This window comes from Shewanella frigidimarina (assembly GCF_003797125.1).
Classification (GTDB): Bacteria; Pseudomonadota; Gammaproteobacteria; order Enterobacterales; family Shewanellaceae; genus Shewanella; species Shewanella frigidimarina.
In genome coordinates this window covers 121385-147554 of record NZ_RKKE01000007.1, presented here as the reverse complement: position 1 = coordinate 147554, position 26170 = coordinate 121385, and the positions used below count along the sequence as shown (strand labels likewise).

The following is a 26170-nucleotide window of genomic DNA, read 5'->3' as shown; positions in this document are numbered from 1 at the left end:
GGGTTTACTCTATGACATAGTCCATCAGGTTGGTTTGATGGACTATCTATTATTTAGTCGTTTTATTTGAGTGTTGAGTAAGCTAAAAGTTCAATGTCAGTTATTGGGTTTACTAATATGTTGGTTCGCGATGGCTTTATCGACGCTGCTGAAAATAATATTGCGAAACCATTGATGCCCAGGTTCTTGATTATTTCGTTCATGCCATAAGAAAACATACGCCATCGGCATAAATTCAAAAGGTAAGGGAATGGACACCAGCGAATATAATTTTTGTGCATGGTTAGCAAAGCTAGAGGGCAAGGTAAAAATTAAATCGGTATGGGCACAAACGCTGGCAGCACCATAAAAATCTGGCACAGTTGTCGATAGGTTACGGTGTAAGCCTAAGTTGGCTAAGTGGTAATCTAGTGCCCACCAATCGTTACCTTCACATCTTACCTGTACATGAGACATGTTAAGGTAGTGAGCTTGATCCCAGCGACCATCTTTTACAGCCTGTAAAATAGGATGATTTTTACGCACTAAGCAAACTTGATGGTCGTTAAATAATATTTGCGATTCGATACCTTCAGGTACTTTGTCAATATTGACATCGGTTTGAGGCAGAATATCTCGACCTGCAATGCCAAAATCTATTTGTCCTTGCTGTAGGTCTTGCATGGATTTTTCGGTCCAAACATAGGAATCTAATTTTATTAACGGTGCCTGTTGTAATAATGGTCCGATAAAATAGGGTATTAAGGTTTCATAAGCACTTTCGACCATCGAGAATGAAAATTGGCGGTTACTCGTCGCCGGATGAAAATTTGGCGGTTGCGTGAGCTTATACAAGTTTTGTAATACTAACGGCAGTTGTTGTCTTAATGCATCAGCATGTGCGGTTGGTTTTAAGCCGTGTGCTGTGCGTTGAAACAGTGGATCGTCTAGTGTTTCTCGCAACCGATTTAAGCTTTTACTGACAGCAGATTGACTCACATGCAAGCGATGGGCAGCCCGAGTGACGCTTTGCTCCTCAAGTAATACCTGTAGAATGACTAATAGATTAAGATCGATTCGAGCAAGGTTGTCTAAATTCATGTGATATTCTCAAATGGAAATTCACTTCGGATTTTATATCATTTTCATTCATACCTCCATTTGACTTATTATAGCGCCCTATTAAGGGTGACCTTTGTGTATTAAAAATTTGAGAGAAAGAAGTTTATGCGTCGTAACTTATTGCCATTGTTAATGTTTATGGTGCTTTTGAGCCCATTAGCTATTGATATTTATCTGCCGTCTATGCCTGCAATGGCGTTGGAGTACGGTGTATCTAACAGTGAAGTACAGTCCACCTTAGTGTTATTTTTATTTGCAATGGGCGTAGGACAAATTCTAATTGGCCCGTTAGCTGACCGTTTTGGCCGTAAACCTGTCGCGTTATTCGGAATTGTACTTTATGGCATTAGCAGTTTATTAGGTGCTTACGCGGTTGAGTTTGAATGGTTGCAGATTGCTCGCGTTTTTCAAGGCTTAGCGGCATGTTCAACCTCTATAGTGGTATTTAGTGCGGTACGTGACTGCTATTCCCGCAAAGAAAGTGTGTCGATGTACAGTTATCTAAATGGTGCAATTTGTGTGGTTCCGGCACTGGCTCCAACATTTGGTGGCTTATTAGCATTACAGTTTGGTTGGCGTTCTACCTTCATTTTTATGGCTTTGTATGCCATTTTTGTATTGTTTTTGGTAGGGTTCCGTTTTCCGGAAACGCGTCCATTAAATACCGACAGTACAGGGCCTTTATACCGTTGGAGCCGCTATAAGCCGGTTATTGGCGACCCTCATTTTATGTTTTATGCCAGTTGTTGCATGATCGCGATGGCATCAATTTTATGTTACGTGTCTTATTCGCCAGTATGGTTAATTGGTCATTTAGGCATTTCAGAATTAACTTTCAGCGGTTTATTTGGCCTTAATGCTGCGGTAAATATTGCAGCGTGTTTTGCTGCTCCAGTGTTGGTTAAGCGTATTGGTAACCGTCCGGGAGTGGTCGTGGCATTATCGTTGATGTTGCTTGCTGCTGTTATCGAAGCCGCGATGTACTTTGCTGGCCCCCAAGAAGGATTAGCAGCCGCAATAGCGTTTATGGCTCCGATGATGATTTTGTGTGTTGGCTTTGCTGTTTTACTTGGCCCTGCAACCAGTATGGCGTTGTCGGCTTTCGGTGAGCGCGCAGGTACCGCGACGGCGATGTTAGGTTGCATTCAAATGAGTGGGGCATCAATACTGACAGCGTTGATCCAGCTAACAGATATACCAGCACCCTATGCGATAGCTGTTGTGATGGGGGGCTTTAGTGCCGTATTGCTGATCATTATGGCAATGAACCGTTTAAGCCATCTGCATCAAGAACAGTTACAACATGACTAATTAGCTTTAGTAATATCACCTTTAACCCGCAGAATGCTAACCACATTCCGCGGGTATTTTTTTGCCTCAATATGGTGAGACTTAAAAGCGGGCGTTGATACCTACACTAAAGCTGGTTTGTGATTCGCTATCATATTCGCCATTGTAATATGAATGGTCAAGTGAAAACTTAGCCGAAAACACATCGGCAAAACGCCAGACGTAGCGTGTGTTTATGCCTGTCAAAGTGTCTGTTCGGTCATTATTACCCTGGTTGTCGTAAGTAGTACCGTTGATGTCATAATTAGTTTCGGTATAACTCTGTTCAGCCGCAGCCCCTACAGACCATGCATTATTGATATACCAATCGGCATTGATTGCAACGTTATAGTTGTTGTGCCCAAAGTACATTTTAGAATCTGTGTTTGTTACTTGACCTAAATCATCGACCGAGGTGCTGGAAGCATTACTCGTATTTTGCTGATCACTATAGGTAAATGCACCTGTGAGCATAACTCCTGCAGTTGATTGCAATGGAATAAAGTGTTCATATGTTAGGCCGAAAACATCAACGTCATTACTATCATAACGCTCAGAATTATAGTTTGTTGATGTAAAGGTGTTTGATTCAGACTCAGAAATTCTGCTGTAATTCAGGGTTAATGCCGAATGCTCCGTGAAAAAATAACCTAAGTTTGCTGAATAAATGGTAGAGCTATCTGAACCAGTATCAAAATTGACTCGGCTTACTTTTGCACCGACGAACCAGTTAGAGTCGAAAACATACTGGCCTGACAGTTCATATATATCATCGAAACTAGAAGTAGAGTAACGAGCTGCAACAGTTGAACCTTGGTGAAAAAAATCGGCTAGCACATATGGCTTATCTGCCTGTTCAACCGCTTTAAAGTAATAACGATAGTTAGCATTAAATAGGCCATCACCGCCATCGTCAGAATCTAGAAAGCTTAGTTCTGCTTCGTGGTGATAGGCATTATCTTGAGCTGCATATGCAGGGATTGTGGCCAATGCGAGCATTAATGCCACAGACATCTTTGTTCTAGTCATAGTAATGGTTCTTCCTTGAGGTATTATGGTGTAGAGCGAAGCATATTGAACTCAACTTTACATATTTGCAACAATATAAGACAAAAAATGAGCAGAAGTTATTGTATCCATTGCCAATACCCACAGTCGGCTTGCGTGTGTCATGCGCTCAAACCGGTGACGTCAAATACCGAGGTGGTGGTGATGCAGCATCCATCTGAAGTGGATCATGCTAAGAACACCGTGAGGTTATTGAAACTGGTGATGCCGCAGATGAAAATTTACGTGGGTGAATCTGCCGCGGACTTTATTGAACTGCAACATTATTTAGCTGCGCAAACGAAGCCGATTTATGTGGTTTATCCAAATGAGCACAGTCAAACTGTAGCCGAGGCTGGAGCGAGTGAGGCTGCGATAATTATTTTAGTTGACGGTACTTGGCGTAAAGCATACCGAATGTTGCAGCTCAATCCGTGGTTACTTAATTACCCGTCACTGCATCTAGAATGTGAAGATGAGTCGCAATATATCATTCGTAAAGCGAAACGTAGCGACAGCTTGTCGACTCTGGAAGCGGTTGCCCACACGTTGATTGCGTTAAATCCAGCGGCTGATATCGCGCCAATATTTGCAGTGTTTAACGCAATGGTGCAACATAAGTTAACGGCTATGCCTGCTCTGGTTCGTGAGCGTTATAATGGTGATAAAATCAAAGGATAGGCAACATGAAACATCGGCTGATAAGCTCAGTTATTTTGCTCGTTACGGCGAGTACATTGGCATTTTTTACAGTAGCTAATGATAAGCCACATAAAAAAATGACCTTAGCTGAAAAAGGTGAACAAGCGCGTCAAGAGTCGGCCGAATTTGAGCAAACGCAATTACAAAAAGCGCGAGATGCAGCCAAGACTACCTCGGATCGTGAGCAAGAAATATTAGCTAAATCACAGTCAAACGATTGGGAAGCACAGCAGCTCGAAAAAGCCCGTGCTCAATCTGATGAACGTTTAACCCGTCAGCAAAAGTATTTACAACAGGCGCAAGAAGCCGCCACTCAAACCCGTAAAATTCCTAAAGACACCAGTATAGAGCCAGTTCAATCTGACTAGTCATACTGTTGATTGATCCCCTCGGTTTATTTTGGAGTTCGCTTTGTCGTCTTGTCCTTTGTGTCACTATGAAACAGTTGTTTTTTCTCAAGATAAAAGTCGTTCCTATGTCCGTTGTCCGCAATGTTTTTTGGTATCGGTTCCTGCAGCATTTTATTTAGATGAAATAGCAGAAAAAGCCCATTATGATTGTCACAATAATGACGTTGCCGATCTAGGTTACCAACAATTTTTATCCCGTACTTTAACGCCATTAATCGCGCGTATTAAACCCGGTGCAATAGGGTTAGATTTTGGCTGCGGAGAAGGTGCTGTATTAAGCCAAATGGCTGTAGCGCAAGGCATTAAGGTGGTTAATTATGATTTATTTTATCACCCAGATACTCTAGCTCTCTCTCAAAAATATGATTTTGTCTGCTTAACTGAAGTGATAGAGCACATTGCCAATGCGCAGGCGTTGATGGCGCAATTAAGCACATTATTGTTGCCTGGAGGCATATTAGCGGTAATGACCAAACACATACCCAGTTTAGATAAGTTTAACAATTGGTACTATAAAATCGACCCGACTCATATCAATTTCTACTCTATAGAGACCTTCCAATGGGTAGCATTACAACAAGGTTGGCAGCTTGAAATTATCGACAGTGACGTGGTGTTTTTTCACCTTCCAACGTCGCCAGCTTAGTCGTGAGTGTTGGGTGTTAATAAATAGATACAATTGACTTGTTAGCAAATCGGTAAAAGATTTAACAAAATTCTCATTTCAAGGTAGTTTTGTTGCACTAATTATTATAATAAATGGAATGAACATGCGCCTGACGTCTGTTGCTTTACTGCTTTCAAGTGTATTTGCCGCCAGTGTTTACAGCACGACTACCGTGGCTAGCGTGCCCAATGCTGCAGAACTAACCGCTCAAGTTGAAAGCAAAGTCATTGCATGGCGCCGCGATTTACATCAACACCCTGAATTATCTAATCGCGAATTTCGCACCAGTAAAGTGATTGAAAAACACCTTAAATCCTTAGGGCTTGAAGTACAAACGGGTATCGCCCACACGGGTGTGGTGGCGATATTAACAGGTGGTAAGCCTGGGCCGTTAATTGGTTTACGCGCTGATATGGATGCGCTGCCCGTTACCGAAGTGGTTGATTTACCTTTTGCCTCTAAAGCGACGGACACTTATCGAAATCAAACCGTGGGTGTGATGCACGCCTGCGGTCATGATACCCATGTGGCTATGCTGATGGGCGTGGCTGAAAACCTCGTAAAAGTAAAAGACAGCCTAGCTGGTGACGTAATGTTTATCTTTCAGCCAGCCGAAGAAGGCGCGCCAGAAGGTGAGCAAGGCGGTGCGGAATTAATGCTCAAACAAGGCTTATTTGCTAAGCGCAAGCCTGAGCAAGTGTTTGGCATGCATGTCACATCAAGCATGCCTACAGGTATGATTGGTCTACGTTCCGGCCCTGCAATGGCGAGTGAAGACTCATTTACGATTAAGGTCACAGGTAAGCAAACCCATGGCTCACGTCCTTGGAGTGGTGTTGATCCTATCGTGGCCTCGGCACAAATTATTAATAGTGTACAAACCATTATTAGTCGTCAGGTGGATATTACCAAAGCACCCGCCGTAGTGAGTTTTGGGGCCATTAATGGTGGTATTCGATCGAATATTATTCCTGACGAAGTAGAACTTATTGGTACTATCCGAACTTTCGATCAAGATATGCGCGCCGACATTAAGGTTAAATTGGCCCAAGTGGCAGCTAATGCCGCTAAAACAGTTGGCGCCACTGCAGTAACCGTGATCCAACCTGGTTATCCGGTTACGGTTAACAACCCAGAATTAGTCAGTAAAATGCGCTCGGTTATCGCCTCTGTAGTGGGTGACAATATGTTAATTGAGCCAGGACTGATTACCGGTGCGGAAGACTTTTCTTATTACGCATTAGAAACACTAGGGATGTTCTTTTTCTTGGGCGTGACACCTGCTGACCAAGATATCAATAATGTCGCCAGTAATCACTCTCCGGCATTTTATGTTGATGAAAGTGCCCTTAAGGTTGGCGTGCAAACCATGACCCAAATTGCCTTAACAGCATTAAGCGCGGCGCAATAGCCCTATTTAAAAACCAATTTTAATAATCCATTTTTAATAAACCATTTTAATAAACCATTGGACGATAGCTCAAAAGGAGCGAGATATGACCCGCAAGATAATGGCGTTGTTGATGACGTTAGGTGTACTGAGTGCACCTAACGTGTCAGCGACACAAGCTGAAGATATTAATAGTTTTACCTTAGATAATGGCATGAAGATTATGGTGTTGGAGGATAGTTCTATCCCTAATGCCAATATGTACATTTTTTGGAAAGTGGGTTCGCGCAATGAAGTACCTGGTATTACCGGTATTTCGCACTTTTTTGAACACATGATGTTTAATGGTTCTAAAAAGTTTGGCCCTAAAATGTTTGACCGTACGATGGAAGCTGCTGGTGGCGCCAACAACGCTTATACCAGTGAAGATTTAACGGTATATACCGACTGGTTTCCAGCCAATGGTCTAGAAACTATTTTTGATTTAGAAGCAGACCGCATCGCCAATTTAGACATCAACCCTGAAATGGTTGAAAGTGAGCGCGGCGTGGTGCAGTCAGAGCGCACCACAGGGCTTGAAAACTCCAACTGGCGTACGATTCAAGAAGCGCTTAAAAGTGTCGCCTTTGCGGCGCATCCATATAGCTGGTCGGTGATTGGTTATGAGTCGGACATTGCCGCTTGGACATTAGCAGACTTACAGCAATACCATAAAACCTACTACGCCCCTAACAATGCGCTAGTGGTGATTACCGGTGATGTGAAGCTAGCCGAAGTGAAAGCCTTGGCTAATCAGTATTTTGCACCAATTCCAGCTCAAGCTCCACCAAAAGCCGTACGTACAGTTGAACCGCAACAAAATGGTGAACGTCGGGTATTTGTTAAAAAAGAATCGGTAAGCACGCCAAACATTATGTTGGCTTATCATGTACCTGCAACTAGTCATGCCGATTACTATGCATTGGATTTATTAACGTCGATGTTAAGTGAAGGCAATAGCTCACGCTTTTATCAGGCCTTAGTTGATAAGCAATTGGCCGTGGCTGCAGACACGTATATGCCAATGTCGTTCGACCCTAACTTATTCTATATTTTGGGTGTAGCGAATGCGGGAGTCAGCGCCGAGACTTTAGAAAAAGCCCTTATTGAGCAGATTGATCTTATTGCCAACAAAGGCGTGACTCAGCAAGAACTTGAAAAAGTTAAAAATATCAAGTTAATGGACTTTTACCGCACTATGGAAACCATTAATGGTAAAGCCAATACTTTAGGCACATACGAGCTGTATTTTGGCGACTATGCAAAACTGTTTAACGCCCCAGAAGCCTATAACAAGGTCACTCCTGCTGATATTCAACGTGTGGCGCAAACCTATTTAATTAAAGCGAATCGAACTGTCGGTGTGCTCGCTGCTACTGAGGAGTCAGACAAATGAAAACCGTAACTCACACACGTATTAAGATATCGTTATCAGCAATTGCATTAGCGTGTAGCATTGGAATAAGTGGTTGTGCGACGACCCAGAAAACCACTGCCGACTCCGCCAACCCTGTTACCGCTAGCTTTGTTATGCCACGCTACCAATCTGTTACCTTAGACAATGGCTTAAAGGTCAAGCTGATGGTGCAAAAAAAAGTGCCATTAGTGACCATTGATGCCGTAGTGAGAGCGGGAGCAGTCAATGATATTACCTCTGGTATGGCTTACATTACCTCACAAAGTTTAATGTTGGGTGCCGCGGGTCAATCAAAGGCCGACATCGAGCAGCAGCTAGATTTTATCGGCGCCAGCATAGACACCAACGCTGATTTAGAAGGCAGTTATATTCGTGCCAATATGATGAGCAAAGATGTTGATACCGTACTCGATATTTTTAGCCACGTATTGCGCCAGCCAGACTTTGATAGCGCTGAATTTGATAAACTAAAACAGCGCGAAATTGTTGGTTTATCACAGCAAAAAGAAAGTCCTCGTGCAGTGATTGGTCGCTACTTCAATAAGTTAGTATTTGGTGATCATCCTTATGCCAATCCGGTATCAGGCAATAGTGACACCATTGGTAAACTTTCAGTTGAGGAGTTACGCGCTTTTCATAAAGGCTATTATCAACCAAACAATATGACCATTAACGTGGTGGGCGATTTTGATGTTGCCGACATGACCGCTAAACTGAATAAAGCCTTTGGTGATTGGCAGACCACTGAAACCGTGGTTCAGCCAGATTTAAGCCAACATTTACCAACATTGACCCAACCTCATGTACTGTTGGTCGACAAGCCTGACGCAATCGAAACCACCTTTTTAATTGGTGGCGTGGGGATCCGTTACGACAATCCAGACTATGTTGGGTTAACCGTAGTGAACACCATTCTAGGCGGTCGTTTTACTTCATGGTTAAATGATGAATTACGCGTCAATGCCGGATTAACTTACGGTGCCCGTTCTGGTTTTAGCCCTTATGCTCAATCTGGGGTATTCCAAATCAGTACTTTTACTAAGTCATCGACAACTAAAGAAGCCATTGATTTAGCCTTAAAAACCTATGCTCGTTTATGGGAAAAGGGCATTGATCAAACCACTTTAGATTCTGCCAAAGCCTATGTTAAAGGCCAGTTCCCACCTAAGTATGAAACTAGTGGGCAATTAGCTGGTTTATTGTCTGACATGTATCTGTATGGCTTTAATGATGATTTTATTAATCAATTTCAGGCTAAAGTGGATGGACTTACCCTCGCAGAAACTCAGCGTTTGATTAAGCAATATTTCCCACAACAAAACTTACAGTTTGTGTTGATTGGTAACGCTGAAAAAATTGCTGATATTGCGGCGCAATACGGTGAAGTGACTAAAGTTGATATCACTGCGACGGGTTTTGGTCAGTAGTTATTAGTGGGTTAATGACTTATTCAATTAATGGCTTATTCAGTTAATGATTTAGTCTGTTAATTGCACTGTAGTATCGTATGATGGCTCACATAAGTGGGCCATTTTTTATGGCTAGATATCATGGTGTCACTGAGTGATTCTATTCGGTTTCTAGGGCAAGATGGTGCAGGCAACATTGGCTATGTTGAGCTTGTGATCCGTTAAGTGTTAAACGCTATTTTGATAAGAGGATGGTTAATGATACATAAATGCCGATCAATATTACTGCTAACGGCGATGTTGTTACTGGCACATTCAACGTCATCTTATGCTGCGAAAGTGACCTTAGATGCTTTTTGTAGCCAACTAGCGGGTGAGTGGCAGGGCAGTGCAGCCAATCCTAATGTTGCGCCTAAGCAGGTAAGCACTTCTGTGATGTGCTCGGCAGATAAACGTAATTTATACATTAGTGTTAGCCGTGGTGGTCGCTTTTCGAACAGTGAAACTTGGTGGTTTAGGCAACAACAAGATCATATTTTATTGGTGTATGCTAATGGGATTACCGATGATATATCGCAACAGTTAACGCTTTATGAGCAAGCGGGCAGTTACTCATTTTTAGGCAAAAGGGACATTAATCAACGTCCGGCCTTAGTACAATTGCAGTTCGATCCCATGATGAGTGATGCCAAACCGTCAACAGCAGGATGGCAATGGCAGCAAAGCGCGCACTATTTGGATGACGACAGTGAGCAGTATCAAGTCATTAGAGCCATTAGTCTGCTTAAACCATCGGCAAATAATACTCTGCCGACAGAATAACGTGAGTGTATCTCAACACTCACAGGGCTTATCGATAAAACAAATAAGCGGCAAACAATGCCCAACTTAAGATAAGTAATCCCAGTAACGACCATGTTAAAGAGTTAAATCGACTCTCTGGTTCAATGTAAGACATATCGGAATCGTCATCATTTGAGCTTGTCGCGCTTTTAGATTTTTGCTGCTGTTTACGGGCTTTATCTCGTTCACGAGCCTTAGCCTTCTCACGTTTTTTGTATTCAGCAATCCCCTTTTCAACGCCCGCAGCAATCAGCTTGGTTTGTTCTTTAACTTGCCCAGGTTTTTGGGTTGCTTTGGCAATGGCTAAAGCATCTTGTTGGGTTTCAGGTGATAACGTTTTTTTCATTACTCAGCGCCTGCAAAACCCAGCTGACGCCATGCTTCATAACTAATAATGGCAACTGAATTGGATAAGTTTAAGCTACGGCTATTGGCAGTCATAGGGATACGTAAGCGCTGTGCCAGTGGCGTCGCATCAATAATATCCATTGGTAATCCGCGGGTTTCGGGGCCAAATAACAATACATCATTTTCTTGGAAAGCAATTTGGGTATGAGGACGGCTACCTTTAGTGGTGCAGGCAATAATACGCTTTCCTGCCATGGCCTCTAAAAAAGCGGCATAGTTTTTATGGCGAGTCACACTGGTCAGATCCGAATAATCGAGTCCCGCGCGACGTAATTTCTTTTCTTCGAGATCAAAACCTAACGGCTCAATCAAATGTAACTGCGAGCCATTGTTGGCACATAGACGAATGATGTTTCCGGTATTTGGAGCGATTTCGGGTTCATAAAGGGCAATATGAAACATGGCAACCTTAGGTACGAAGCATAAAAAGAGTGGCAAATTATACCCTAAGCAAGGTTTGACTGCGAGGCGTTATAAACGCTGACGTTATCAAAGTGAGCGATACAGCCCTGATGATAATTGCTGGTTGGGCGCTGACACATAGGCAATAAAAGCCTCATAAAATACTGGCTATTTTATTGATGCCTTCGCGCTATAGTTCGCATATCGAGAAATAAAAATTCGATGCTTATTCCTCTACCAACATAAGAGCTTAGATAATATTGGCGCCACTTTCAGGATCTCGTGATTGTGCCGCTTGCTGACGTATATCATCGGTATCGCTGCTGATGTCATCGCTAGTCTCATTATGGGTATCTTCTAATGACTCTTGGGCTTTTGTGCTGTTGTGCTCAGTGCTCTGTATCGTATTCAGAGGTGTTTCACTTTGCTGATGTCCATTGGTGACTAATTGTATCCCTTGAGGGAAAATACGTTCGCGGGCATCGTCAGGCAAGCTAATTTGATTTGCTTCATAAGCGCGCACCAGCAAGCGCATTAAAATTGAAGCCACTTTTGGAACACTGTGAGTTTCAGCATTGACCCAAAAATACACTTGCAGATTAATCGTCGATGGACCAAGGTTTTTTATTAATACCTGTGGCTCGGGATCTGCAAGTACGCCGTGATGACCGCTCATAATCTCCATAGCAATATCCTGAGCCTTACGGATACTTGCATCATAGCCAATGCCAATGACAAAGTGGCCACGCATTCTCGGGTTGGCGGTAAGATTTTTAATCACGTTTTTATAGATAGTGGCATTGGGGATTTGGATATGATTTCCGTCGTAGTCGACTAACGTGGTAGCCCTTGCTGTGACTTGCTTTACCACCCCCAAATTCCCTTCAACGGATATTACATCACCTAATTTGAACGGACGCTGCACACTGAGTAGTAAGCTGGAAATAAAGTTTTCGGCGATGTCTTTAAAGGCAAAACCTAAAATCAGACCGATTACACCAGTGCTGCTAATAATCGCGACTGCAAACTGCGTTAGGCCGGCGAGGCGCAAAAATATATATAGTCCCAATAAGATGATCAATACACTGATGCTGCGCTGCATCACTAATCGAATCAACTCGCTTTTTGTTACCCAAGCTAAGGGACTAATCAATAAGCGTGCTAAAGGATGAGAAAGCCAAAATAGAAGCAAGAATATCGACAGCCCTAAAGCCAAGCGCGGTAAATAGAGTAAGGCTTTGTCCCAAAATTGCTCAGCATCTTGCTTCAGGGGAGCTAAAGATAAGGGCTCAATAGGTTGCAAGTGAATATTATCCACAACCTGAGTCACATCAGGTAAAGCGGCTATGGTTTGCAGTATGCGCTCTTTACTCGCTTGCTCAGTGACGGAGCCGTTTAGGTGAACGACAGAGCCTTGTATTTCAATGTCTATGACGCTGCTTGGGTCGTTAATCTGTATGAGTTGTTTCACAGTATCAGGCGAGGGCGCAGCCTGGGCATCAGTAGGCACAAAGCTGGTAAGGCCAACAACAGCAATAACTAAACTCCATAGTAGAATCCATCGATTTAACCTTGAGGATGATCGCTGGTTGCTGCGAGGAAAGTTGTTTAACAAAAATCGACAAATCATAAGATTATCCGCAAGGTACTAGCCTGTCATTACTCAATATTAGCAAACAATCTTCACAGGCACCAAAGGTTGTGAGCGTTATCCTCTAATGTTTTTAGAGTATGCAAAAAGGGCTTTTTTTCACTTCTAAATACATACTAATAAGTCAGTATATGAGGTTATGTAGTTGCTTAAAAACGATGTTCATTGAGGGGAATAATAGCAACACTTGAAATAGTGGTCAGATAATTGCTTTGTTCTTTATGACAATAAATGCAAGTCAGCTAATATACGTTGAGGCAACTGTTAACCTCAGCACATTCAAAATGGAGAATATCATGGATTTATTACGTATTTTAATCGCAATCTTACTGCCACCACTTGGGGTTTTTCTACAAGTAGGCCTAAGTAAGACCTTATTATTAAATATAATTTTAACCTTGCTAGGCTACATTCCAGGGATAGTGCACGCGGTATGGGTGATTGCTAAGCGCTAGTGGCTGCAAAGATGATTATGTCTAATGGTGAAGCGGCTCAGGCCGCTTGCATCAATCGGAAAATGTTGCCAGTTAGGGGTAATTTTTACCTAGCAATGACATGCTATTGATTACAGGGTTAATTCAGCTGTGTCGTCTATGAAGGCGAGCTAGCTATTATTGATACGTGCTTATTCCCTGCGTGTGCAGGGAATATTAGTTAATGCCATTATTAAGGCCGATTAGAATATAAGTGGTTGAAGTTTATTTTTTATATCGACTAGCTAACCGGTAAACTGATGCTGAGCTTAAGGCCTTCGCGCTTTCCTGTTGGGCCGATAAGGTTTTCTGCCACAATACTGCCTTGATGTAACGTAATAGCAGCTTGAGTTATAGCCAACCCTAAACCCCACCCACCACTTTGCCTGTCTCTGGCTGTATCGGGGCGATAGAAAGGCTTAAAAATAGCTTCGAGCTCTTTTTGATCTATACCTGGACCGTCGTCTTCCACTGTAATTAATATGTGTTTGCCAACTTGGGCTGCACTAATGGTTATCTGGCTATTGGCATAGCAAATTGCATTACGCAGCAGATTTTCTATGGCGCGCGAGAGTGTCTTTGGGTGAAGAGGCAATTGCAGTGCCTCTGGTATATCAATTTGTAATAGTTTGCCTTGCTGCTCGGCTTCAAATTCGGCGTCATCTAACACTTGGCTTAAAGATTCTGCTAATTCGAGTACGACTTTATTTTCATGGCTGGCTAAGCTTACCCGAGATAGAGTGAGTAACTCGCTTATTAGCGCTTCAAGTTGTAAGGCTTCATAGCCGATACGTTCTAGCTCTTCACTTTGCTGCCCTTTTTTACGGCCTAAAGCTAAGGCTAATTGCAGCCTAGTGAGTGGTGTGCGCAGTTCATGAGAAATATCGCCCATTAATCGTTGCTGGTTGTTAATCATGGCCTGCACTGCATCGGCCATTCCATTAAAAGCCTGTGCCAATTGGCCCATTTCATCACGACGATTTGCGGTAGCGGCATCGACTCTGCTAGATAAATCACCTCTAGCGAGGGCATTGGCACTGTGCTTTAGCGAACGTAATGGTTTACCCAAATACCATGCGAGCAAACCGCATAATAAGCCAGACAGTAAAATGGCTAAGCCTGCAGTAAGTAATTTATTGTCGGCAAAGAAAAAGAACCACGGCCGTGGATGATTATCGGGGAAGCGGCCAAATAATTGATACGGCTTGCCATTGACCACAAAAGAATAGGGGCCGAAAATAAGTTCATCTCTAAATTGATGGCTGATCGGATGGTCTGCTTCTTCTGCCATGAGTTGAAAGCGTCTAAATCCTCGCGATACTCGTTTGGTATTTAATACTTGGCCTTCGCCATCGGTTAAATATAAGCGCAATGGACCAGCATTATGGTTTCTATCGCCTTGTTTATTGCGGCTACGGTGCAGACGTTGAAGATTTTTACCTTCGAGTAATTGAGGTTGCTCTTGTATTCGTTTTGCAACGCTTTTAAGTACTCGCTCAAGACTGGGAGGTAATGGTGAACGATCATGGTTTTGTTGCAGTAATGGCAATAAAGACACCAGTGCAATAATCAATGAACTGCATAGCCAAAAGCCTAACAATAATTTAAAAAATAGCCCGTTAAATGGATTGTTTTTTAGCATTACGGTATCCAAATATAGCCTTTACCGCGTAGGGTTTTGACGCGTGGACGGCCATCTTGACGCTCTGGTAATTTTTTGCGTAAGTTAGACAAATGCATATCTAAGCTACGATCAAATGGCATTAACTTTTTGCCTAATACGTTTTCGCTTAATGATTCTTTGGTAACCAGCTCGCCTGATTTTTCGATCAAATGAAATAGCAGTGAAAACTCGGTGCCAGTGAGAATGATTAGTTGCTCATTGCAATAGGTTTCTTGGCGGGTAGGGTCGAGACGTAAATCACCAAACTGCATCATTTCATTGGCTTGGCTATCTTGTTGTGTCGTTTGTGCTCGACGTAATATGGCCCTAATTCGTGCCACTAACTCACGGTCATTAAAGGGTTTTGGCAAATAGTCATCGGCACCTATTTCAAGGCCGACAACCCGATCAATTTCATCACCGCGAGCGGTTAGCATTAATACCGGTGTTTGCTTGCGTTGGCGTAAAGCACGCAAGACTTCAAAACCATTGAGTTTAGGCAGCATCACGTCAAGAAGGATTAAATCGAAGTCTTGCTGTTGCGCCATCATCAGCCCTTGCTCACCATCATAAGCTTGGGTTAATACGAAGCCTTCCAACTCAAGTAATTGGCTGAGTAGATCGGATAAACCAATATCATCGTCGATCAGTAAAATGCGATTCATAACTTTCCTCTGGCACAAAGAAAATCTGTATGTTGAAGCTAACATACAGATTTTTCGATCAATTAAGCTTATCTTATGCCAAGATTAAATCATATCAACATTGCACAGTTTTACATTTACCCTGCTTTATTTTGCACTATGTAGCGTTTAATTCTTGCAATAATAAAGGTCAGTACAATAGACCCAAATATCAGGCCTACTGAAAAGACTGCATTTTGCAGTGAGTTAGGGTTAAACACTAACATGCTGCCTAACCCTAACATCATAATACCTGACATCAGTTTAAGCACTTCGCCTTCTTTTTCGGTGAGCTTGCGTTTACCTAAGGTCATTGAGAATACAATCACAATAGCAGCAAGTGGAATAACGTAAACCACATTATAAGCGATGAGGTATAAGTATCGCTGCATGGTATCGAGATCTGATAATGACAACACAGAGGTGTAAATCATTGGGAAACCTGCGGTGCAAAGCAGTTCATAGGTGTTAGCTAAAATAGCCAGAATCGTTGAGCCTAAAATCATTGTTGGTAACGAGCTGGCTTTGGATAATTTGCCCATACGTTTAATAAGCGAGCCACGATTTTCAACTGACATTGATAGACTGACGTCGCCACGGCCGTAAAAGTAATCTTTTATATTCACTATGGCCGCAATCAATGCCAATACCCCCGCACAAGTGATAATGATACCGCCATCACCGCCACCAAGTAGTTGGAATAAGTTAAGCCAGGCGCTCATAAATATAAAGTAGATAAAGCCTGAGAAGAATACAAAAATACCGCCTACCAATAACATACGTTTGCGGCTGCCTGCATTAACCATAATGCTCAGTAAAAACAGCAACACGAAAAATGCGCAGGGATTAAAGGCATCGACACCAGCGAGTACTAAGGTGAGCACTGGCAATGACATTTCTTCAGGGTGCACAGCACCAATGAGTGGGATGTCGACAGGCTGAACAGTCGGTATAGGAGTAATGTCACTGGCTTGGTCAAATGACATACCACACGAACTTTCGGCTTGTGGGTCGTCACTCGTGTCACCACAGGTTTCAAATAATGGTGCGCTTACTACTGGCGATGCGCCTAAGTAATCATCGAGCTTATTACCAATATCTGCTTTACCACCTTGGCGTTGGTAACAGTTAACTAAGCGTTCTAGGATAAAACGGCCTGTGACATCATGGCTGTTATAGCCAACAACGGCCTCACCACAAATGGCAAAGTAGGGTACTGATTTAGGTTCAACACCAGTGTGTTGGCCCATTTCCATAAGTTTATCGACATTACCGGGTTCGCTAATGGCGTAGTCGTGTAGTTCTATCCAGTCAAAACGTTCGCCTAGAGCATCAATAAAAGGATGGGCTTCACGACAATGAGGGCAGGTTTTAGACCAAAAGAAATGCAGTTTAACTACTGGCTGCTGGTTTTGCTGAGTATACCAAAGTGAGTTGTCAGTTGAGGCCGCGGTACTGGCTATTGAGCTGGGTGCCAATATCAGTACACAAAGAAGTAACAGTAATTGGCCAATCAATCGGTTCATAATGTATTCCATTAAAGCGCTAATAGTTAGATTTTATGCCCTAATATGATTACTGTAAGGATCAAGACTGAATTACGTTAACTGGCTCGCATTACTGCGATATTTATCATTCAATATGCCAACTTGATCATGAATTACTGGCACTAAAGTGCTATGAAAACGTTCTTTACATAGGTTTACTCAGTCTTAACCCTCATTGACATTGCATTCGGTAAACTGAGTATCAAATCTGCAAAGGCAGAAAATAAATCCCATTCATACCGAGGTACTTAACAATGAAAACATCATCAATCATCAAAACGAGTTTAGTTGCCTTAGTGGCAAGCTCGGCTTTATTAGCTGGCCAGTTATATGCAGTTGATGCAGCTGATAATACTGTAAAAACTGAAAATGTTACCGCTAAAGGTGACCGACATCATGGTCACAAAGGTGGCATGCATAAAATGCTTCGTAAGCTGGACTTAACTGATGCCCAAAAAGTTCAAGTAAAAGCCATCTTTGATAAGTATCAAGCTAACCGCCCTGAGCGTCCAACTAAAGAGCAGCGCGCTGAGCACCGTACAGAAATGTTAGCGTTAATCACTACCGCTGGTTTTGATGAAGCAAAAGCAACTGAAATGGCAGAAGCACAGCAACAAAAGCATTTACAAAAGATGCTGACGCATTTGAAAATGCAAAACGAAATTTATCAATTATTAACGCCTGAACAGCAACAAACGTTTCAAGATAAATTTAAGCTAGGCAAAGGCCACAAACCGCGCCGTTAATGATTACTGGCACATCGTCGAATTAAATCGATAAAAGCCGTTACCTTTGGGTAGTGGCTTTTTTATTTATGCAAGTTTGCTAATGGTCACACTTTGCTTAAGGCGAGCGGTTACTTTAGTAAACTTTATCCTAATCGAGCAATGAACTTGCTATAGTAATAGCAGATAAATCATCAGTTAAATGAGCCGACAATTCTTATATGAGTACCTCTTCTGAATATGACTTTTGGGTCAAATTAGCTAGCCGCGCGTCAGTGGCCACAGCGCTGTGTCTTATTGTGATTAAGTTGATCGCTTGGATGTATTCGGGCTCGGCCAGTATGTTGGGCTCATTAACGGATTCATTTGCAGATGCACTTGCTTCGATTGTTAACTTTATTGCTATTCGGTATGCCATCGTTCCCGCTGATAAAGATCATCGTTATGGCCATGGTAAAGCTGAGCCGTTAGCAACGTTAGCTCAAGCGGCCTTTATTTTAGGTTCGGCGTCGTTGTTATTATTGTATGGCGGCGAAAAGTTAATTCATCCAGTGGCGGTCACCAATGCTATGAGTGGCATCGTGGTGTCTATTATTGCGATAGTACTGACATTTGCACTCGTTTTGCTGCAACGACATGCTTTGAAAAAAACCAATAGCTCTTTGGTTGAAGCCGATTCACTACATTATAAGTCTGACTTGTTATTGAATGCTGCGGTGTTGTTTGCGCTAATATTGGCGCAATATGGCTGGTGGTGGGCCGATGGTCTGTTTGCGGTGTTTATTGCATTGTTTATTGGTAATCAAGCGCTCGGTTTAGGTTATCGTTCAATTCAGAGCTTACTTGACCGCGAGTTAGACAATGAGACTCGCGACAAAATTAAAGCGTTAGCCAAGCAAGACCCTCGCGTTAAGGGGATTCATGATTTACGCACTCGTCAAGCGGGCAAAACCACGTTCATTCAATTGCACATGGAATTGGCTGGTGACTTATCTCTGCTTGAAGCTCATGCAATAGCAGATAAAGCGGGTTTGACGATTAAAGCGGCGTTTGATGATGCAGAAGTGATAATTCACCAAGATCCGGTTTAATCAATGATGTGTAGAAACTAAGACTTTTAATTGAATAATGGCAGCTCATTAACCCCTTATCATTAGGTTAATGCACTGCCATTATTGATCTAACACTAATGTCATATGCAATTAGCAGAAAGTCTCCGCTTGTGACAGATTTTGCTTTAGCTGTGCCATGAAGCGTGTTGCCATAGCGCCATCGATAACACGATGATCATAGGACAGCGATAATGGCAACATAGGGCGAATAACAATTTGGCCATTTTGCGCCACAACCTTGGTTATTTCTCTTGATACTCCTAAAATGGCAACCTCGGGCATGTTAATAATGGGCGTAAAACTCGTTCCTCCCATTGGGCCTAAACTGGTTACCGTGAATGAGCCTCCTTCAGTGTCGGCAAAGGTCAGTTTACCTGCGCGAGTTCGCTCAGCTAATTGTTGTGATACTATGGCTAGCTCCTCTAGTGTGAGTGAGTCTACGTTTTTAATTACCGGAACGAGAAGACCATTTGAGGTGTCTACCGCAATCCCAAGGTTGTAATAGTGCTTAAGCATCAGTGTTTCGCCGTCGTCACTGAGCGAAGCATTAAATTCAGGGAAAAGCTTCAATGCTTCAATCGTGGCTTTTAAAATGAACGGCAATAATGTGAAATGTATCTGTTCCTCTTCAGTCACACCCAAAACGTCAGCCGAATGTTCGATATTAAGCTTATGGCGTAATGCTTCGATGGCACCGATATCTACCTCATCATGATGGGTCACATGGGGTATATGCGTCCAGCTCTCAAGCACATTATTAGCGATTATTCGCCTTATCTTAGTTAATGGTTCAGTGGTGACATCGCCAAACAAATGGTACTTAGCACCTTTATCTTGTAGAGTTTCCATGATAAATAATCCTATTATTTGGTGAAAATGCTATCACCACTCGCGCCATCCAACCCTGGATGAATATCAAACCTTACAACACCTACAGTGGCTTTACCCTCGACAGCGTTAGCAATACGAGCCGTACCAATGTGGCCAAAGCCACCACAGAGTTCGATAGATTTAATGCCTAAATCAGCCAGCTCAGTGGCAACCGATACTGCATCGTCGTAATTGCGTGTTGCGATCACTGTGAGTTCGACACTCGGGGTCGAGACAACACTTTTTTCATGGCTAGCATCGGGTGATAAAAACATAAAAGCTGCTTTTAATTTCATGGTGTTGTCCTATTAAGTTGGTGTGAATTTGGCAATGAAACTGTCTATTTGTGCATCATCAACCTCGGGAGATGCCATCACACCAATAAGTGAGCCAATTGGAAGCTCATCACCGACAGAGGCAACACTACGCCGCCATGTTCCGGCTATCGGTGATTCGTATGCTGAGGTGACCTTTTCGGTTTCAATATCGGCAATCTCATCACCCACTGCGACCGTTTTGCCAACCTCAACATGCCAAGCTGAGACGCTGCCTTTTTCCATCGTGAGACCAAATTTTGGCATTGTGATGGCATTAATATTGTTGGCCATTAGTGTTTCCTCATTACTGCTTGCACTGCAATTTCAATATCTGCAACGCTAGGGATGTAAGCTTGTTCAAGATTCGGTGCAAACGGCACCGGAGAGTGTGGTGGCATAACCCGTTTAATCGGGGCTTTTAGCGCTGAGAATGCGTATTCAGCCACAATTGAACTGATATCTGCTGCCATCCCACAACGAGGGCTGGCTTCATCAACTACTACTAGCCGGCCAGTCTGTTCAACCGACGCTAATATTGCCTTCTCATCAAGCGGTGACGTGGTGCGAGGATCGATAATGGTACATTCGATACCAGCTTGGGCTAATGCATCAGCTGCTTTGCTAGCAAAACCAACCATACGACCAATGGCTACGATGGTGACATCACGACCTTCACGCACAGTACGGGCTTGACCAAATGGAATGACGTAGGGTTCATCTGGCACTTCGCCCTTATCGTTGAACATGGCTTTATGTTCAAAAAATATCACCGGGTCATCATCACGAATGGCTTGTAACATCAGCCCTTTGGCTTCATAGGGTGAAGATGGAATAACCACTTTTAAGCCGGGAATATGGGTGAAAATAGGATACAGACATTGACTATGTTGGCTTGCGGCTCCTGTGCCAGCCCCATATAAGGTTCTTACAACCACTGGTGTTGTTGCTTTTCCGCCGAACATATAGCGAAATTTAGCCATTTGGTTGATGATTTGATCTCCACAAACGCCAAAAAAATCAACAAACATAAGCTGAGCAACAGGCCTTAATCCCGTTGCAGCAGCACCAGCAGCGGCACCAATAAATGCGCTTTCGCTGATGGGAGTATCAAATACACGGTCACGACCAAACTCCGTCATTAAGCCATGAGTTGCGCCTAGTACACCGCCCCAAGCATCTTGTTGTCCAGCTGCACCTAAGCCACCGGCAATATCTTCGCCTAATAGTATGACTGACGGATCTTCTAGCATGGCGTCACGCATGCCTTCGTTGAGTGCTTCTCTAAAAGATTTTATAGACATAACTTCCCCCAAATCATAATGAGTAATTGGCGTAAACGTCAGTGGTGAGTTGGTCGATATTAGGTATTTCAGCGGCTTTAGCTTCATCGACGGCAGCATCAATGAGTGTTTTGACCTCATCATCGATGGCATCTAGCTCAACTACGGTTAGCATTTCACCACCCGTGACCCTAGCGCGGAAAAATTTTAACGCATCGAGGTAAGTACGTTCGTCGCGGACTTCACCTGGAGGGCGATAGGTGGTGGCGTCACCTTCAAAGTGTCCGTAATAACGAGTAAATTCAATGGCAATAAAGCGTGGACCAAGGCCTGATCGCATCGCATCAACGGCTTCTTTGGCTGCGCGGTAAACGGCAAAGTAATCATGTCCGTCGACCTTTTTTCCTTTTATCCCAAATCCCGCGGCTCTAGCAACAGGATCATGGCCTCCCATGGACCAAGCACTGGCGGTGGATTCGGCATAACCGTTATCTTCCAATACAAATAGCACTGGTAATTGATTAACCGAAGCAAAGTTCATCGATTCAAGTATGGTGCCTTGATTAAACGCGCCGTCGCCAAAAAAGGCGACTGCAACCCCATCGGTGCCACGTACCTTAGAAGACAAGGCTGCGCCACAGGCTAATGGGCCACCACCACCGACAATCCCATTAGCACCAAGCATGCCTTTGTCTAAATCAGCAATGTGCATGGAGCCGCCTTTGCCTGCGCATAACCCCTCTGCGCGGCCGTAGATTTCTTTCATCATCCCCATCACATCACAACCTTTTGCAATGCAATGGCCATGGCCGCGATGGGTACTGGCAATGTGGTCTTCATTATTTAATTGCTGACACACGGCTACAGCTGAGGTTTCTTCACCAGCATATAGGTGAACAAATCCAGGTATTTGTCCTGTGGTGAATTCTTTGTGCAGACGCTCTTCAAATTCTCGTATGGTGCGCATTTGTCGGTACGCTTCCAGTAATTGTTCGCGATCAATATGCATTTGTCTTTCCTCCAAAATAAAAACCACAGAAGGCTAAGAAGTCCATTTAGTGCTGGTCAAAACAAGTAAAACAGTCATTCAGGTAGGCAGTGAAAGTGCTACATATCTACCGTGAAGCCTCACTTAATCGCAGTACGGGTCATTTCTTTAGCGGCTTTCTGGTTCGGAATGTTGAGAGGAAGAACGTCGTCTTTAAATGCCGTATTAAGTCCGTAAGGGATGACATTTTTTCAAAGGATGAAAGGGCGAGTGTATTTACCATAATGAATTGAATAATATGGCATACACCATGTTGTTTCCCTTGCCTGTGATGACGTTGTAACCTCAACGCGTAGCATGATGTGTTCAAAGTTGACGTTGATGTCATCTTTTTCCATGCTTGGTCACTCAATGTGGATACTGAAATGGTGTGGGTCATGTTGCTAGAGGACATATAGCTTTTTTTGTCATCTAACGCGCAAAGTTGACGCGTAAAGCGACCGAAGACGATAGCTTCGTAATAGAGCGGATCCCCGACGGTTTTAGGGGAAATAACTGTTTGCGGCAAGTCCATGATTTCTACCTTCCTAATTAAAGGAGAATCTCAGCACACAAGTATCAGTATATTCCTGTACTGCGAATAAAATTTGATCCGCATCAACTTTGGTTAATATTTGAACAGGTATGTTATTGGCATCATTTTGGGGATTACGTTGAGCATCACTCTGAAATAGCTCTGAACATAATTAAGAATATAACTGGGGACAGAATATGGCTGGGATATTAAAACCACTCACTATTGGAAGGTAATGTGTAGAGAAAATACTGTTTGAGGGTATTGTTTGAGTCGTGTGTTTGGCTTTGTTCATAGTAATTGAGTGGCGAAGTTAATGGGCCATGATTACGAGAATTATGATGATTATTGAGTGGATGTCGGATATGTATTTGTGTGATGACACTTAATTTATTAGTTGATAATTCAGTATAGCCTGATGAAAAATGGCTGTTTGAGATTCAAGGTTTATTCTGTGTTGGATTAAGGTTTTGTTAAGTGAATAAAACATAACAAACCTTAATCCAACACAAGCATTACTGCCAATATGATGACTAAAGTTGATGGCTAATGTTAATGGTTAATCCATCGACAGTTCTTTCAATTTACGCGTTAGGGTGTTGCGGCCCCAACCTAGGCGTTTAGCGGCTTCTTGTTTATGGCCTTGAGTATGTCTTAGTGCTGTTTCAAGTAAAATACGTTCAAATTCAGGTTGCACTTCAGTGAGCAAATCACTTTCACCTGCAGCCAGCTTTTCATCAATCCAATCAGTGAGTGCGGTTTGCCAGTCACTTGCTCCAGCCTTTTTCTGCTGGGTTGCAACTGGGTCTTTAAGCAATTCTGGTGGTAAATCTTGCGGTAAAATTTCTTGTCCGGACGCCATCACTGTTAACCAACGACAAGTATTCTCAAGTTGGCGAACATTGCCCGGCCAAGGTAAATTAGCCAACTTTACGGCTGTTTCTTTGGTGAGTATTTTGGGTTCAACGCCAATCTCTTTCGCAGCCGTGTTTAAAAAGTGGTTGGCGAGTTGGGCAATGTCTTCACGGCGTTGCGATAACGGCGGTAAGTGCACTCTGATCACATTGAGGCGATGAAATAAATCTTCGCGGAAGGTGCCTTTTTGCACCTGCACCTCAAGATTTTGATGCGTCGCAGCAATAATTCGTACATCAACTTGCACAGCTTGATGACCGCCGACACGATAGAACTGACCGTCGGCAAGTACTCGTAATAATCGCGTTTGCACATCGATTGGCATATCACCAATTTCATCTAAAAATAGCGTGCCACCATTGGCTTGTTCAAAACGGCCTTGGCGCACATTGGCGGCACCAGTAAAGGCGCCTTTTTCATGGCCAAAGAGTTCAGATTCAATCAAATCTTTTGGGATAGCAGCCATATTTAATGCAATAAAGGGCTTGTCCTTACGAGGGCTGTGTTTGTGCAATGCGCCAGCGACTAATTCTTTACCGGTACCAGATTGACCATTGATAAGCACACTAATTGATGAGCGAGATAATCGACCAATGGCACGAAACACTTCTTGCATTGCCGGGGCTTCACCAATAATTTCAGGGGTTTTTATGGTGGTATCAATCACAGGTTGTGGTGCTTGCTCTGTTGCATGTGTGAGTGCGCGTTCAACTAAATTAATCGCTTCATCAATATCAAATGGTTTTGGTAGGTATTCAAATGCACCTGCTTGATATGCGCTCACCGCACTGTCTAAGTCTGAGTGGGCGGTCATGATGATCACTGGAATATGCGGATAATGCAGTTGTAAGCGATCTAGTAAGGTTAAGCCGTCAGTCCCAGGCATGCGGATGTCAGACACGATGACTTGAGGTTGTGATGCTTCTAAAGCTTGCCACAAGGATTCTGCAGCAGCAAAACTAGCCGTTGACAGTGATGCGCCTTTAAGGGCTTTTTCGAGTACCCAACGGATTGAACTATCATCATCGAGGATCCAAACTTGTTCACTAATGTTCATGTTACTACCTCATTCTGCCTACAAAGGGCATGCTAGTTATTGTAATGGCAGGTTAATAATAAATTCGGTATGCCCTGGTGCCGAAACACAATCAATGCGACCGCCGTGTAATCGGGCAATGTTATGTGCAATGGATAATCCTAACCCTGAGCCTTCGTCACGACCGGTGACCATAGGGTAGAAAAGGGTATCCATTAACTCAGCAGGAATACCGGGGCCGTTATCAATAATGGATAAGGCGAGTACCACTTTATAGCGCTGTGTTCCAATGGTGACTTGATGTTGAGTGCGAGTGCGAATGACAATATCGCCACCACAATGTTCTAAAGCTTGTATCGCATTTTGTACAATATTCAATACGGCCTGCTGCATTTGATCTGGATCCATCTGAATATCAGGAATCGATGGATCGTAATCTCGTTTTAAGCTGATATTGTCTGGCAGTGCCATTTCAACGAGCTTAAGCACTTTTTGAATCACTTGATGAATATTGTGTTCAGTATGTTGCGTTGGTCGTTGTGGGCCAAGCAAGCGGTCGACTAAATTTCGTAATCTATCAGCCTGTTCGATAATCAGGCTGGTAAATTCTTTTAACTCAGGTGAGTCGAGTTCTCGAGATAACAATTGCGCAGCGCCTCGAAGCCCGCCCAGTGGGTTTTTAATTTCATGAGCTAAGTTACGCACCAAAAACTGTGCTGCTTGCTGTTGGGCGTCCATATTAAGCTGCTGATGAATACGGCGTTGTTGGTCTACTTGGCGTAATTCTAAGATGCTGAGGTTATTGTCATTTTCAATAGGCACCAAGGTAATATCAATGGTGTGATGTTGGCCGTCTAGGGTAATTAATGCTGCGGTATTCACTGTAAGTCCTTGGCCAGCATTAATCGCATCGCGGAGTAATTGTGGCTCAACTCCCATCAGTTGATAGAGCTCGGGAAGCGTTTGTTCAAGCAGCTTATAGTTACCTACTCCCAATAATTGTGCGGCCGCGGCATTAGCATAGCTCGGCTTGAGCTCGTTATTAATAACGAGCACTGCGGTGACTAAGTGATTGAGAAGGTTATTTGTGTCCATTAGCCGTCCTAGTATTGGGTTGCACCATTATAATGCACCAATTTGGTGCATATCACAACCCGGAACACACAAGCTCT

The 26170-nt window shown here is 43.2% G+C and carries 26 protein-coding genes; 11 read left to right on the top strand and 15 right to left on the bottom strand.

What is annotated here, in order from left to right:
- Positions 1–96: 96 nt before the first annotated feature.
- Positions 97–1080: a LysR family transcriptional regulator gene (locus EGC86_RS17895; RefSeq protein WP_011635786.1), complete on the bottom strand. Its 984-nt coding sequence runs from the start codon at positions 1078–1080 to the stop codon at positions 97–99.
- A 126-nt stretch (positions 1081–1206) separates the two neighbouring features.
- On the opposite strand from EGC86_RS17895, the gene EGC86_RS17890 reads away from it, so the two are divergent.
- Positions 1207–2412 (top strand): multidrug effflux MFS transporter, encoded by a 1206-nt coding sequence (locus EGC86_RS17890; RefSeq protein ID WP_102035996.1) that lies wholly within the window; start codon positions 1207–1209, stop codon positions 2410–2412.
- Positions 2413–2493: 81 nt separating this feature from the next.
- Here EGC86_RS17890 and EGC86_RS17885 read toward each other — a convergent pair whose 3' ends face one another.
- On the bottom strand, positions 2494–3459 hold the full coding sequence (locus tag EGC86_RS17885) for a hypothetical protein (protein WP_123778444.1): 966 nt from the start codon (positions 3457–3459) through the stop codon (positions 2494–2496).
- Between the two features lie 87 nt (positions 3460–3546).
- On the opposite strand from EGC86_RS17885, the gene EGC86_RS17880 reads away from it, so the two are divergent.
- The 7 genes from EGC86_RS17880 to EGC86_RS17850 all read left to right on the top strand — a co-directional run bounded on the left by EGC86_RS17880 (position 3547) and on the right by EGC86_RS17850 (position 10333).
- Positions 3547–4158, top strand: coding sequence for a tRNA-uridine aminocarboxypropyltransferase (locus EGC86_RS17880; RefSeq protein ID WP_123778443.1), 612 nt, complete (start codon positions 3547–3549; stop codon positions 4156–4158).
- 5 nt (positions 4159–4163) lie between these two features.
- A complete protein-coding gene (locus EGC86_RS17875) occupies positions 4164–4547 on the top strand; it encodes a hypothetical protein (RefSeq protein WP_123778442.1) in 384 nt (127 codons plus the stop codon).
- Between the two features lie 43 nt (positions 4548–4590).
- Positions 4591–5235, top strand: a complete 645-nt coding sequence (locus tag EGC86_RS17870; RefSeq protein ID WP_123778441.1) for a class I SAM-dependent methyltransferase — start codon at positions 4591–4593, stop codon at positions 5233–5235.
- Positions 5236–5353: 118 nt separating this feature from the next.
- On the top strand, positions 5354–6667 hold the full coding sequence (locus tag EGC86_RS17865) for an amidohydrolase (RefSeq protein WP_123778440.1): 1314 nt from the start codon (positions 5354–5356) through the stop codon (positions 6665–6667).
- Between the two features lie 100 nt (positions 6668–6767).
- Entirely contained in the window at positions 6768–8081 is a 1314-nt protein-coding gene (locus tag EGC86_RS17860; protein WP_424540187.1) for a M16 family metallopeptidase, read from the top strand.
- Positions 8078–9529, top strand: coding sequence for a M16 family metallopeptidase (locus tag EGC86_RS17855; RefSeq protein ID WP_123778439.1), 1452 nt, complete (start codon positions 8078–8080; stop codon positions 9527–9529). Before EGC86_RS17860 ends, EGC86_RS17855 begins: the two co-directional genes overlap by 4 nt.
- 240 nt (positions 9530–9769) lie before the next feature.
- Positions 9770–10333 (top strand): hypothetical protein, encoded by a 564-nt coding sequence (locus EGC86_RS17850; RefSeq protein ID WP_123778438.1) that lies wholly within the window; start codon positions 9770–9772, stop codon positions 10331–10333.
- Positions 10334–10361: 28 nt separating this feature from the next.
- On the opposite strand, the gene EGC86_RS17845 is transcribed toward EGC86_RS17850, so the two are convergent.
- From EGC86_RS17845 to EGC86_RS17835, 3 genes are all read right to left on the bottom strand, one after another.
- Positions 10362–10700 (bottom strand): DUF2956 domain-containing protein, encoded by a 339-nt coding sequence (locus tag EGC86_RS17845; RefSeq protein ID WP_123778437.1) that lies wholly within the window; start codon positions 10698–10700, stop codon positions 10362–10364.
- Positions 10700–11164, bottom strand: a complete 465-nt coding sequence (gene trmL, locus EGC86_RS17840) for a tRNA (uridine(34)/cytosine(34)/5-carboxymethylaminomethyluridine(34)-2'-O)-methyltransferase TrmL (RefSeq protein ID WP_059745837.1) — start codon at positions 11162–11164, stop codon at positions 10700–10702. The genes EGC86_RS17845 and trmL overlap by 1 nt, the downstream gene beginning before the upstream one ends.
- A 250-nt stretch (positions 11165–11414) precedes the next feature.
- A complete protein-coding gene (locus EGC86_RS17835) occupies positions 11415–12674 on the bottom strand; it encodes a mechanosensitive ion channel domain-containing protein (RefSeq protein ID WP_425376052.1) in 1260 nt (419 codons plus the stop codon).
- Positions 12675–13111: 437 nt separating this feature from the next.
- On the opposite strand from EGC86_RS17835, the gene EGC86_RS17830 reads away from it, so the two are divergent.
- Positions 13112–13270: a YqaE/Pmp3 family membrane protein gene (locus EGC86_RS17830; protein ID WP_011635799.1), complete on the top strand. Its 159-nt coding sequence runs from the start codon at positions 13112–13114 to the stop codon at positions 13268–13270.
- A 259-nt stretch (positions 13271–13529) separates the two neighbouring features.
- On the opposite strand, the gene EGC86_RS17825 is transcribed toward EGC86_RS17830, so the two are convergent.
- The 3 genes from EGC86_RS17825 to EGC86_RS17815 all read right to left on the bottom strand — a co-directional run bounded on the left by EGC86_RS17825 (position 13530) and on the right by EGC86_RS17815 (position 17160).
- Positions 13530–14930 carry an ATP-binding protein gene (locus tag EGC86_RS17825; RefSeq protein ID WP_123778435.1) on the bottom strand — a complete coding sequence of 467 codons (1401 nt, stop codon included), beginning with the start codon at positions 14928–14930 and terminating at the stop codon, positions 13530–13532.
- The gene (locus tag EGC86_RS17820) at positions 14930–15616 is read right to left on the bottom strand and encodes a response regulator (RefSeq protein ID WP_059745835.1); all 687 of its coding nucleotides are present in this window, start codon (positions 15614–15616) and stop codon (positions 14930–14932) included. The genes EGC86_RS17825 and EGC86_RS17820 overlap by 1 nt, the downstream gene beginning before the upstream one ends.
- Before the next feature lie 116 nt (positions 15617–15732).
- On the bottom strand, positions 15733–17160 hold the full coding sequence (locus EGC86_RS17815) for a thioredoxin family protein (RefSeq protein ID WP_165872450.1): 1428 nt from the start codon (positions 17158–17160) through the stop codon (positions 15733–15735).
- A gap of 275 nt (positions 17161–17435) precedes the next feature.
- Between EGC86_RS17815 and EGC86_RS17810 the strand changes: the two genes are divergently transcribed.
- The gene (locus EGC86_RS17810; protein ID WP_123778434.1) at positions 17436–17927 is read left to right on the top strand and encodes a Spy/CpxP family protein refolding chaperone; all 492 of its coding nucleotides are present in this window, start codon (positions 17436–17438) and stop codon (positions 17925–17927) included.
- A gap of 200 nt (positions 17928–18127) precedes the next feature.
- Positions 18128–18997 (top strand): cation efflux pump FieF, encoded by an 870-nt coding sequence (gene fieF / locus EGC86_RS17805; RefSeq protein ID WP_123778433.1) that lies wholly within the window; start codon positions 18128–18130, stop codon positions 18995–18997.
- 111 nt (positions 18998–19108) lie between these two features.
- On the opposite strand, the gene EGC86_RS17800 is transcribed toward fieF, so the two are convergent.
- The 7 genes from EGC86_RS17800 to glnL form a co-directional block, all read right to left on the bottom strand.
- A complete protein-coding gene (locus EGC86_RS17800; RefSeq protein ID WP_123778432.1) occupies positions 19109–19867 on the bottom strand; it encodes a 2-oxo acid dehydrogenase subunit E2 in 759 nt (252 codons plus the stop codon).
- Positions 19868–19881: 14 nt separating this feature from the next.
- Positions 19882–20184 (bottom strand): DUF6506 family protein, encoded by a 303-nt coding sequence (locus tag EGC86_RS17795; RefSeq protein WP_011635806.1) that lies wholly within the window; start codon positions 20182–20184, stop codon positions 19882–19884.
- A 12-nt stretch (positions 20185–20196) separates the two neighbouring features.
- Positions 20197–20496 (bottom strand): biotin/lipoyl-containing protein, encoded by a 300-nt coding sequence (locus tag EGC86_RS17790; RefSeq protein WP_123778431.1) that lies wholly within the window; start codon positions 20494–20496, stop codon positions 20197–20199.
- Complete coding sequence (locus EGC86_RS17785) at positions 20496–21506, bottom strand: alpha-ketoacid dehydrogenase subunit beta (protein WP_011635808.1); 1011 nt, start codon at positions 21504–21506, stop codon at positions 20496–20498. Before EGC86_RS17785 ends, EGC86_RS17790 begins: the two co-directional genes overlap by 1 nt.
- A 13-nt stretch (positions 21507–21519) precedes the next feature.
- On the bottom strand, positions 21520–22494 hold the full coding sequence (locus tag EGC86_RS17780) for a thiamine pyrophosphate-dependent dehydrogenase E1 component subunit alpha (RefSeq protein WP_123778430.1): 975 nt from the start codon (positions 22492–22494) through the stop codon (positions 21520–21522).
- A gap of 1112 nt (positions 22495–23606) precedes the next feature.
- A complete protein-coding gene (glnG, locus tag EGC86_RS17775; RefSeq protein WP_123778429.1) occupies positions 23607–25019 on the bottom strand; it encodes a nitrogen regulation protein NR(I) in 1413 nt (470 codons plus the stop codon).
- A gap of 36 nt (positions 25020–25055) precedes the next feature.
- Positions 25056–26093: a nitrogen regulation protein NR(II) gene (glnL, locus tag EGC86_RS17770; RefSeq protein ID WP_123778428.1), complete on the bottom strand. Its 1038-nt coding sequence runs from the start codon at positions 26091–26093 to the stop codon at positions 25056–25058.
- Positions 26094–26170 lie beyond the last annotated feature (77 nt).

Coding starts and splice junctions, on each gene's coding strand:
- EGC86_RS17895 (WP_011635786.1), bottom strand. CDS start 1,080: ATGAATTTAGACAACCTTGCTCGAATCGATCTTAATCTATTAGTCATT.
- EGC86_RS17890 (WP_102035996.1), top strand. CDS start 1,207: ATGCGTCGTAACTTATTGCCATTGTTAATGTTTATGGTGCTTTTGAGC.
- EGC86_RS17885 (WP_123778444.1), bottom strand. CDS start 3,459: ATGACTAGAACAAAGATGTCTGTGGCATTAATGCTCGCATTGGCCACA.
- EGC86_RS17880 (WP_123778443.1), top strand. CDS start 3,547: ATGAGCAGAAGTTATTGTATCCATTGCCAATACCCACAGTCGGCTTGC.
- EGC86_RS17875 (WP_123778442.1), top strand. CDS start 4,164: ATGAAACATCGGCTGATAAGCTCAGTTATTTTGCTCGTTACGGCGAGT.
- EGC86_RS17865 (WP_123778440.1), top strand. CDS start 5,354: ATGAACATGCGCCTGACGTCTGTTGCTTTACTGCTTTCAAGTGTATTT.
- EGC86_RS17860 (WP_424540187.1), top strand. CDS start 6,768: ATGGCGTTGTTGATGACGTTAGGTGTACTGAGTGCACCTAACGTGTCA.
- EGC86_RS17855 (WP_123778439.1), top strand. CDS start 8,078: ATGAAAACCGTAACTCACACACGTATTAAGATATCGTTATCAGCAATT.
- EGC86_RS17850 (WP_123778438.1), top strand. CDS start 9,770: ATGATACATAAATGCCGATCAATATTACTGCTAACGGCGATGTTGTTA.
- EGC86_RS17845 (WP_123778437.1), bottom strand. CDS start 10,700: ATGAAAAAAACGTTATCACCTGAAACCCAACAAGATGCTTTAGCCATT.
- trmL (WP_059745837.1), bottom strand. CDS start 11,164: ATGTTTCATATTGCCCTTTATGAACCCGAAATCGCTCCAAATACCGGA.
- EGC86_RS17830 (WP_011635799.1), top strand. CDS start 13,112: ATGGATTTATTACGTATTTTAATCGCAATCTTACTGCCACCACTTGGG.
- EGC86_RS17825 (WP_123778435.1), bottom strand. CDS start 14,930: ATGCTAAAAAACAATCCATTTAACGGGCTATTTTTTAAATTATTGTTA.
- EGC86_RS17820 (WP_059745835.1), bottom strand. CDS start 15,616: ATGAATCGCATTTTACTGATCGACGATGATATTGGTTTATCCGATCTA.
- EGC86_RS17815 (WP_165872450.1), bottom strand. CDS start 17,160: ATGAACCGATTGATTGGCCAATTACTGTTACTTCTTTGTGTACTGATA.
- EGC86_RS17810 (WP_123778434.1), top strand. CDS start 17,436: ATGAAAACATCATCAATCATCAAAACGAGTTTAGTTGCCTTAGTGGCA.
- fieF (WP_123778433.1), top strand. CDS start 18,128: ATGAGTACCTCTTCTGAATATGACTTTTGGGTCAAATTAGCTAGCCGC.
- EGC86_RS17800 (WP_123778432.1), bottom strand. CDS start 19,867: ATGGAAACTCTACAAGATAAAGGTGCTAAGTACCATTTGTTTGGCGAT.
- EGC86_RS17795 (WP_011635806.1), bottom strand. CDS start 20,184: ATGAAATTAAAAGCAGCTTTTATGTTTTTATCACCCGATGCTAGCCAT.
- EGC86_RS17790 (WP_123778431.1), bottom strand. CDS start 20,496: ATGGCCAACAATATTAATGCCATCACAATGCCAAAATTTGGTCTCACG.
- EGC86_RS17785 (WP_011635808.1), bottom strand. CDS start 21,506: ATGTCTATAAAATCTTTTAGAGAAGCACTCAACGAAGGCATGCGTGAC.
- EGC86_RS17780 (WP_123778430.1), bottom strand. CDS start 22,494: ATGCATATTGATCGCGAACAATTACTGGAAGCGTACCGACAAATGCGC.
- glnG (WP_123778429.1), bottom strand. CDS start 25,019: ATGAACATTAGTGAACAAGTTTGGATCCTCGATGATGATAGTTCAATC.
- glnL (WP_123778428.1), bottom strand. CDS start 26,093: ATGGACACAAATAACCTTCTCAATCACTTAGTCACCGCAGTGCTCGTT.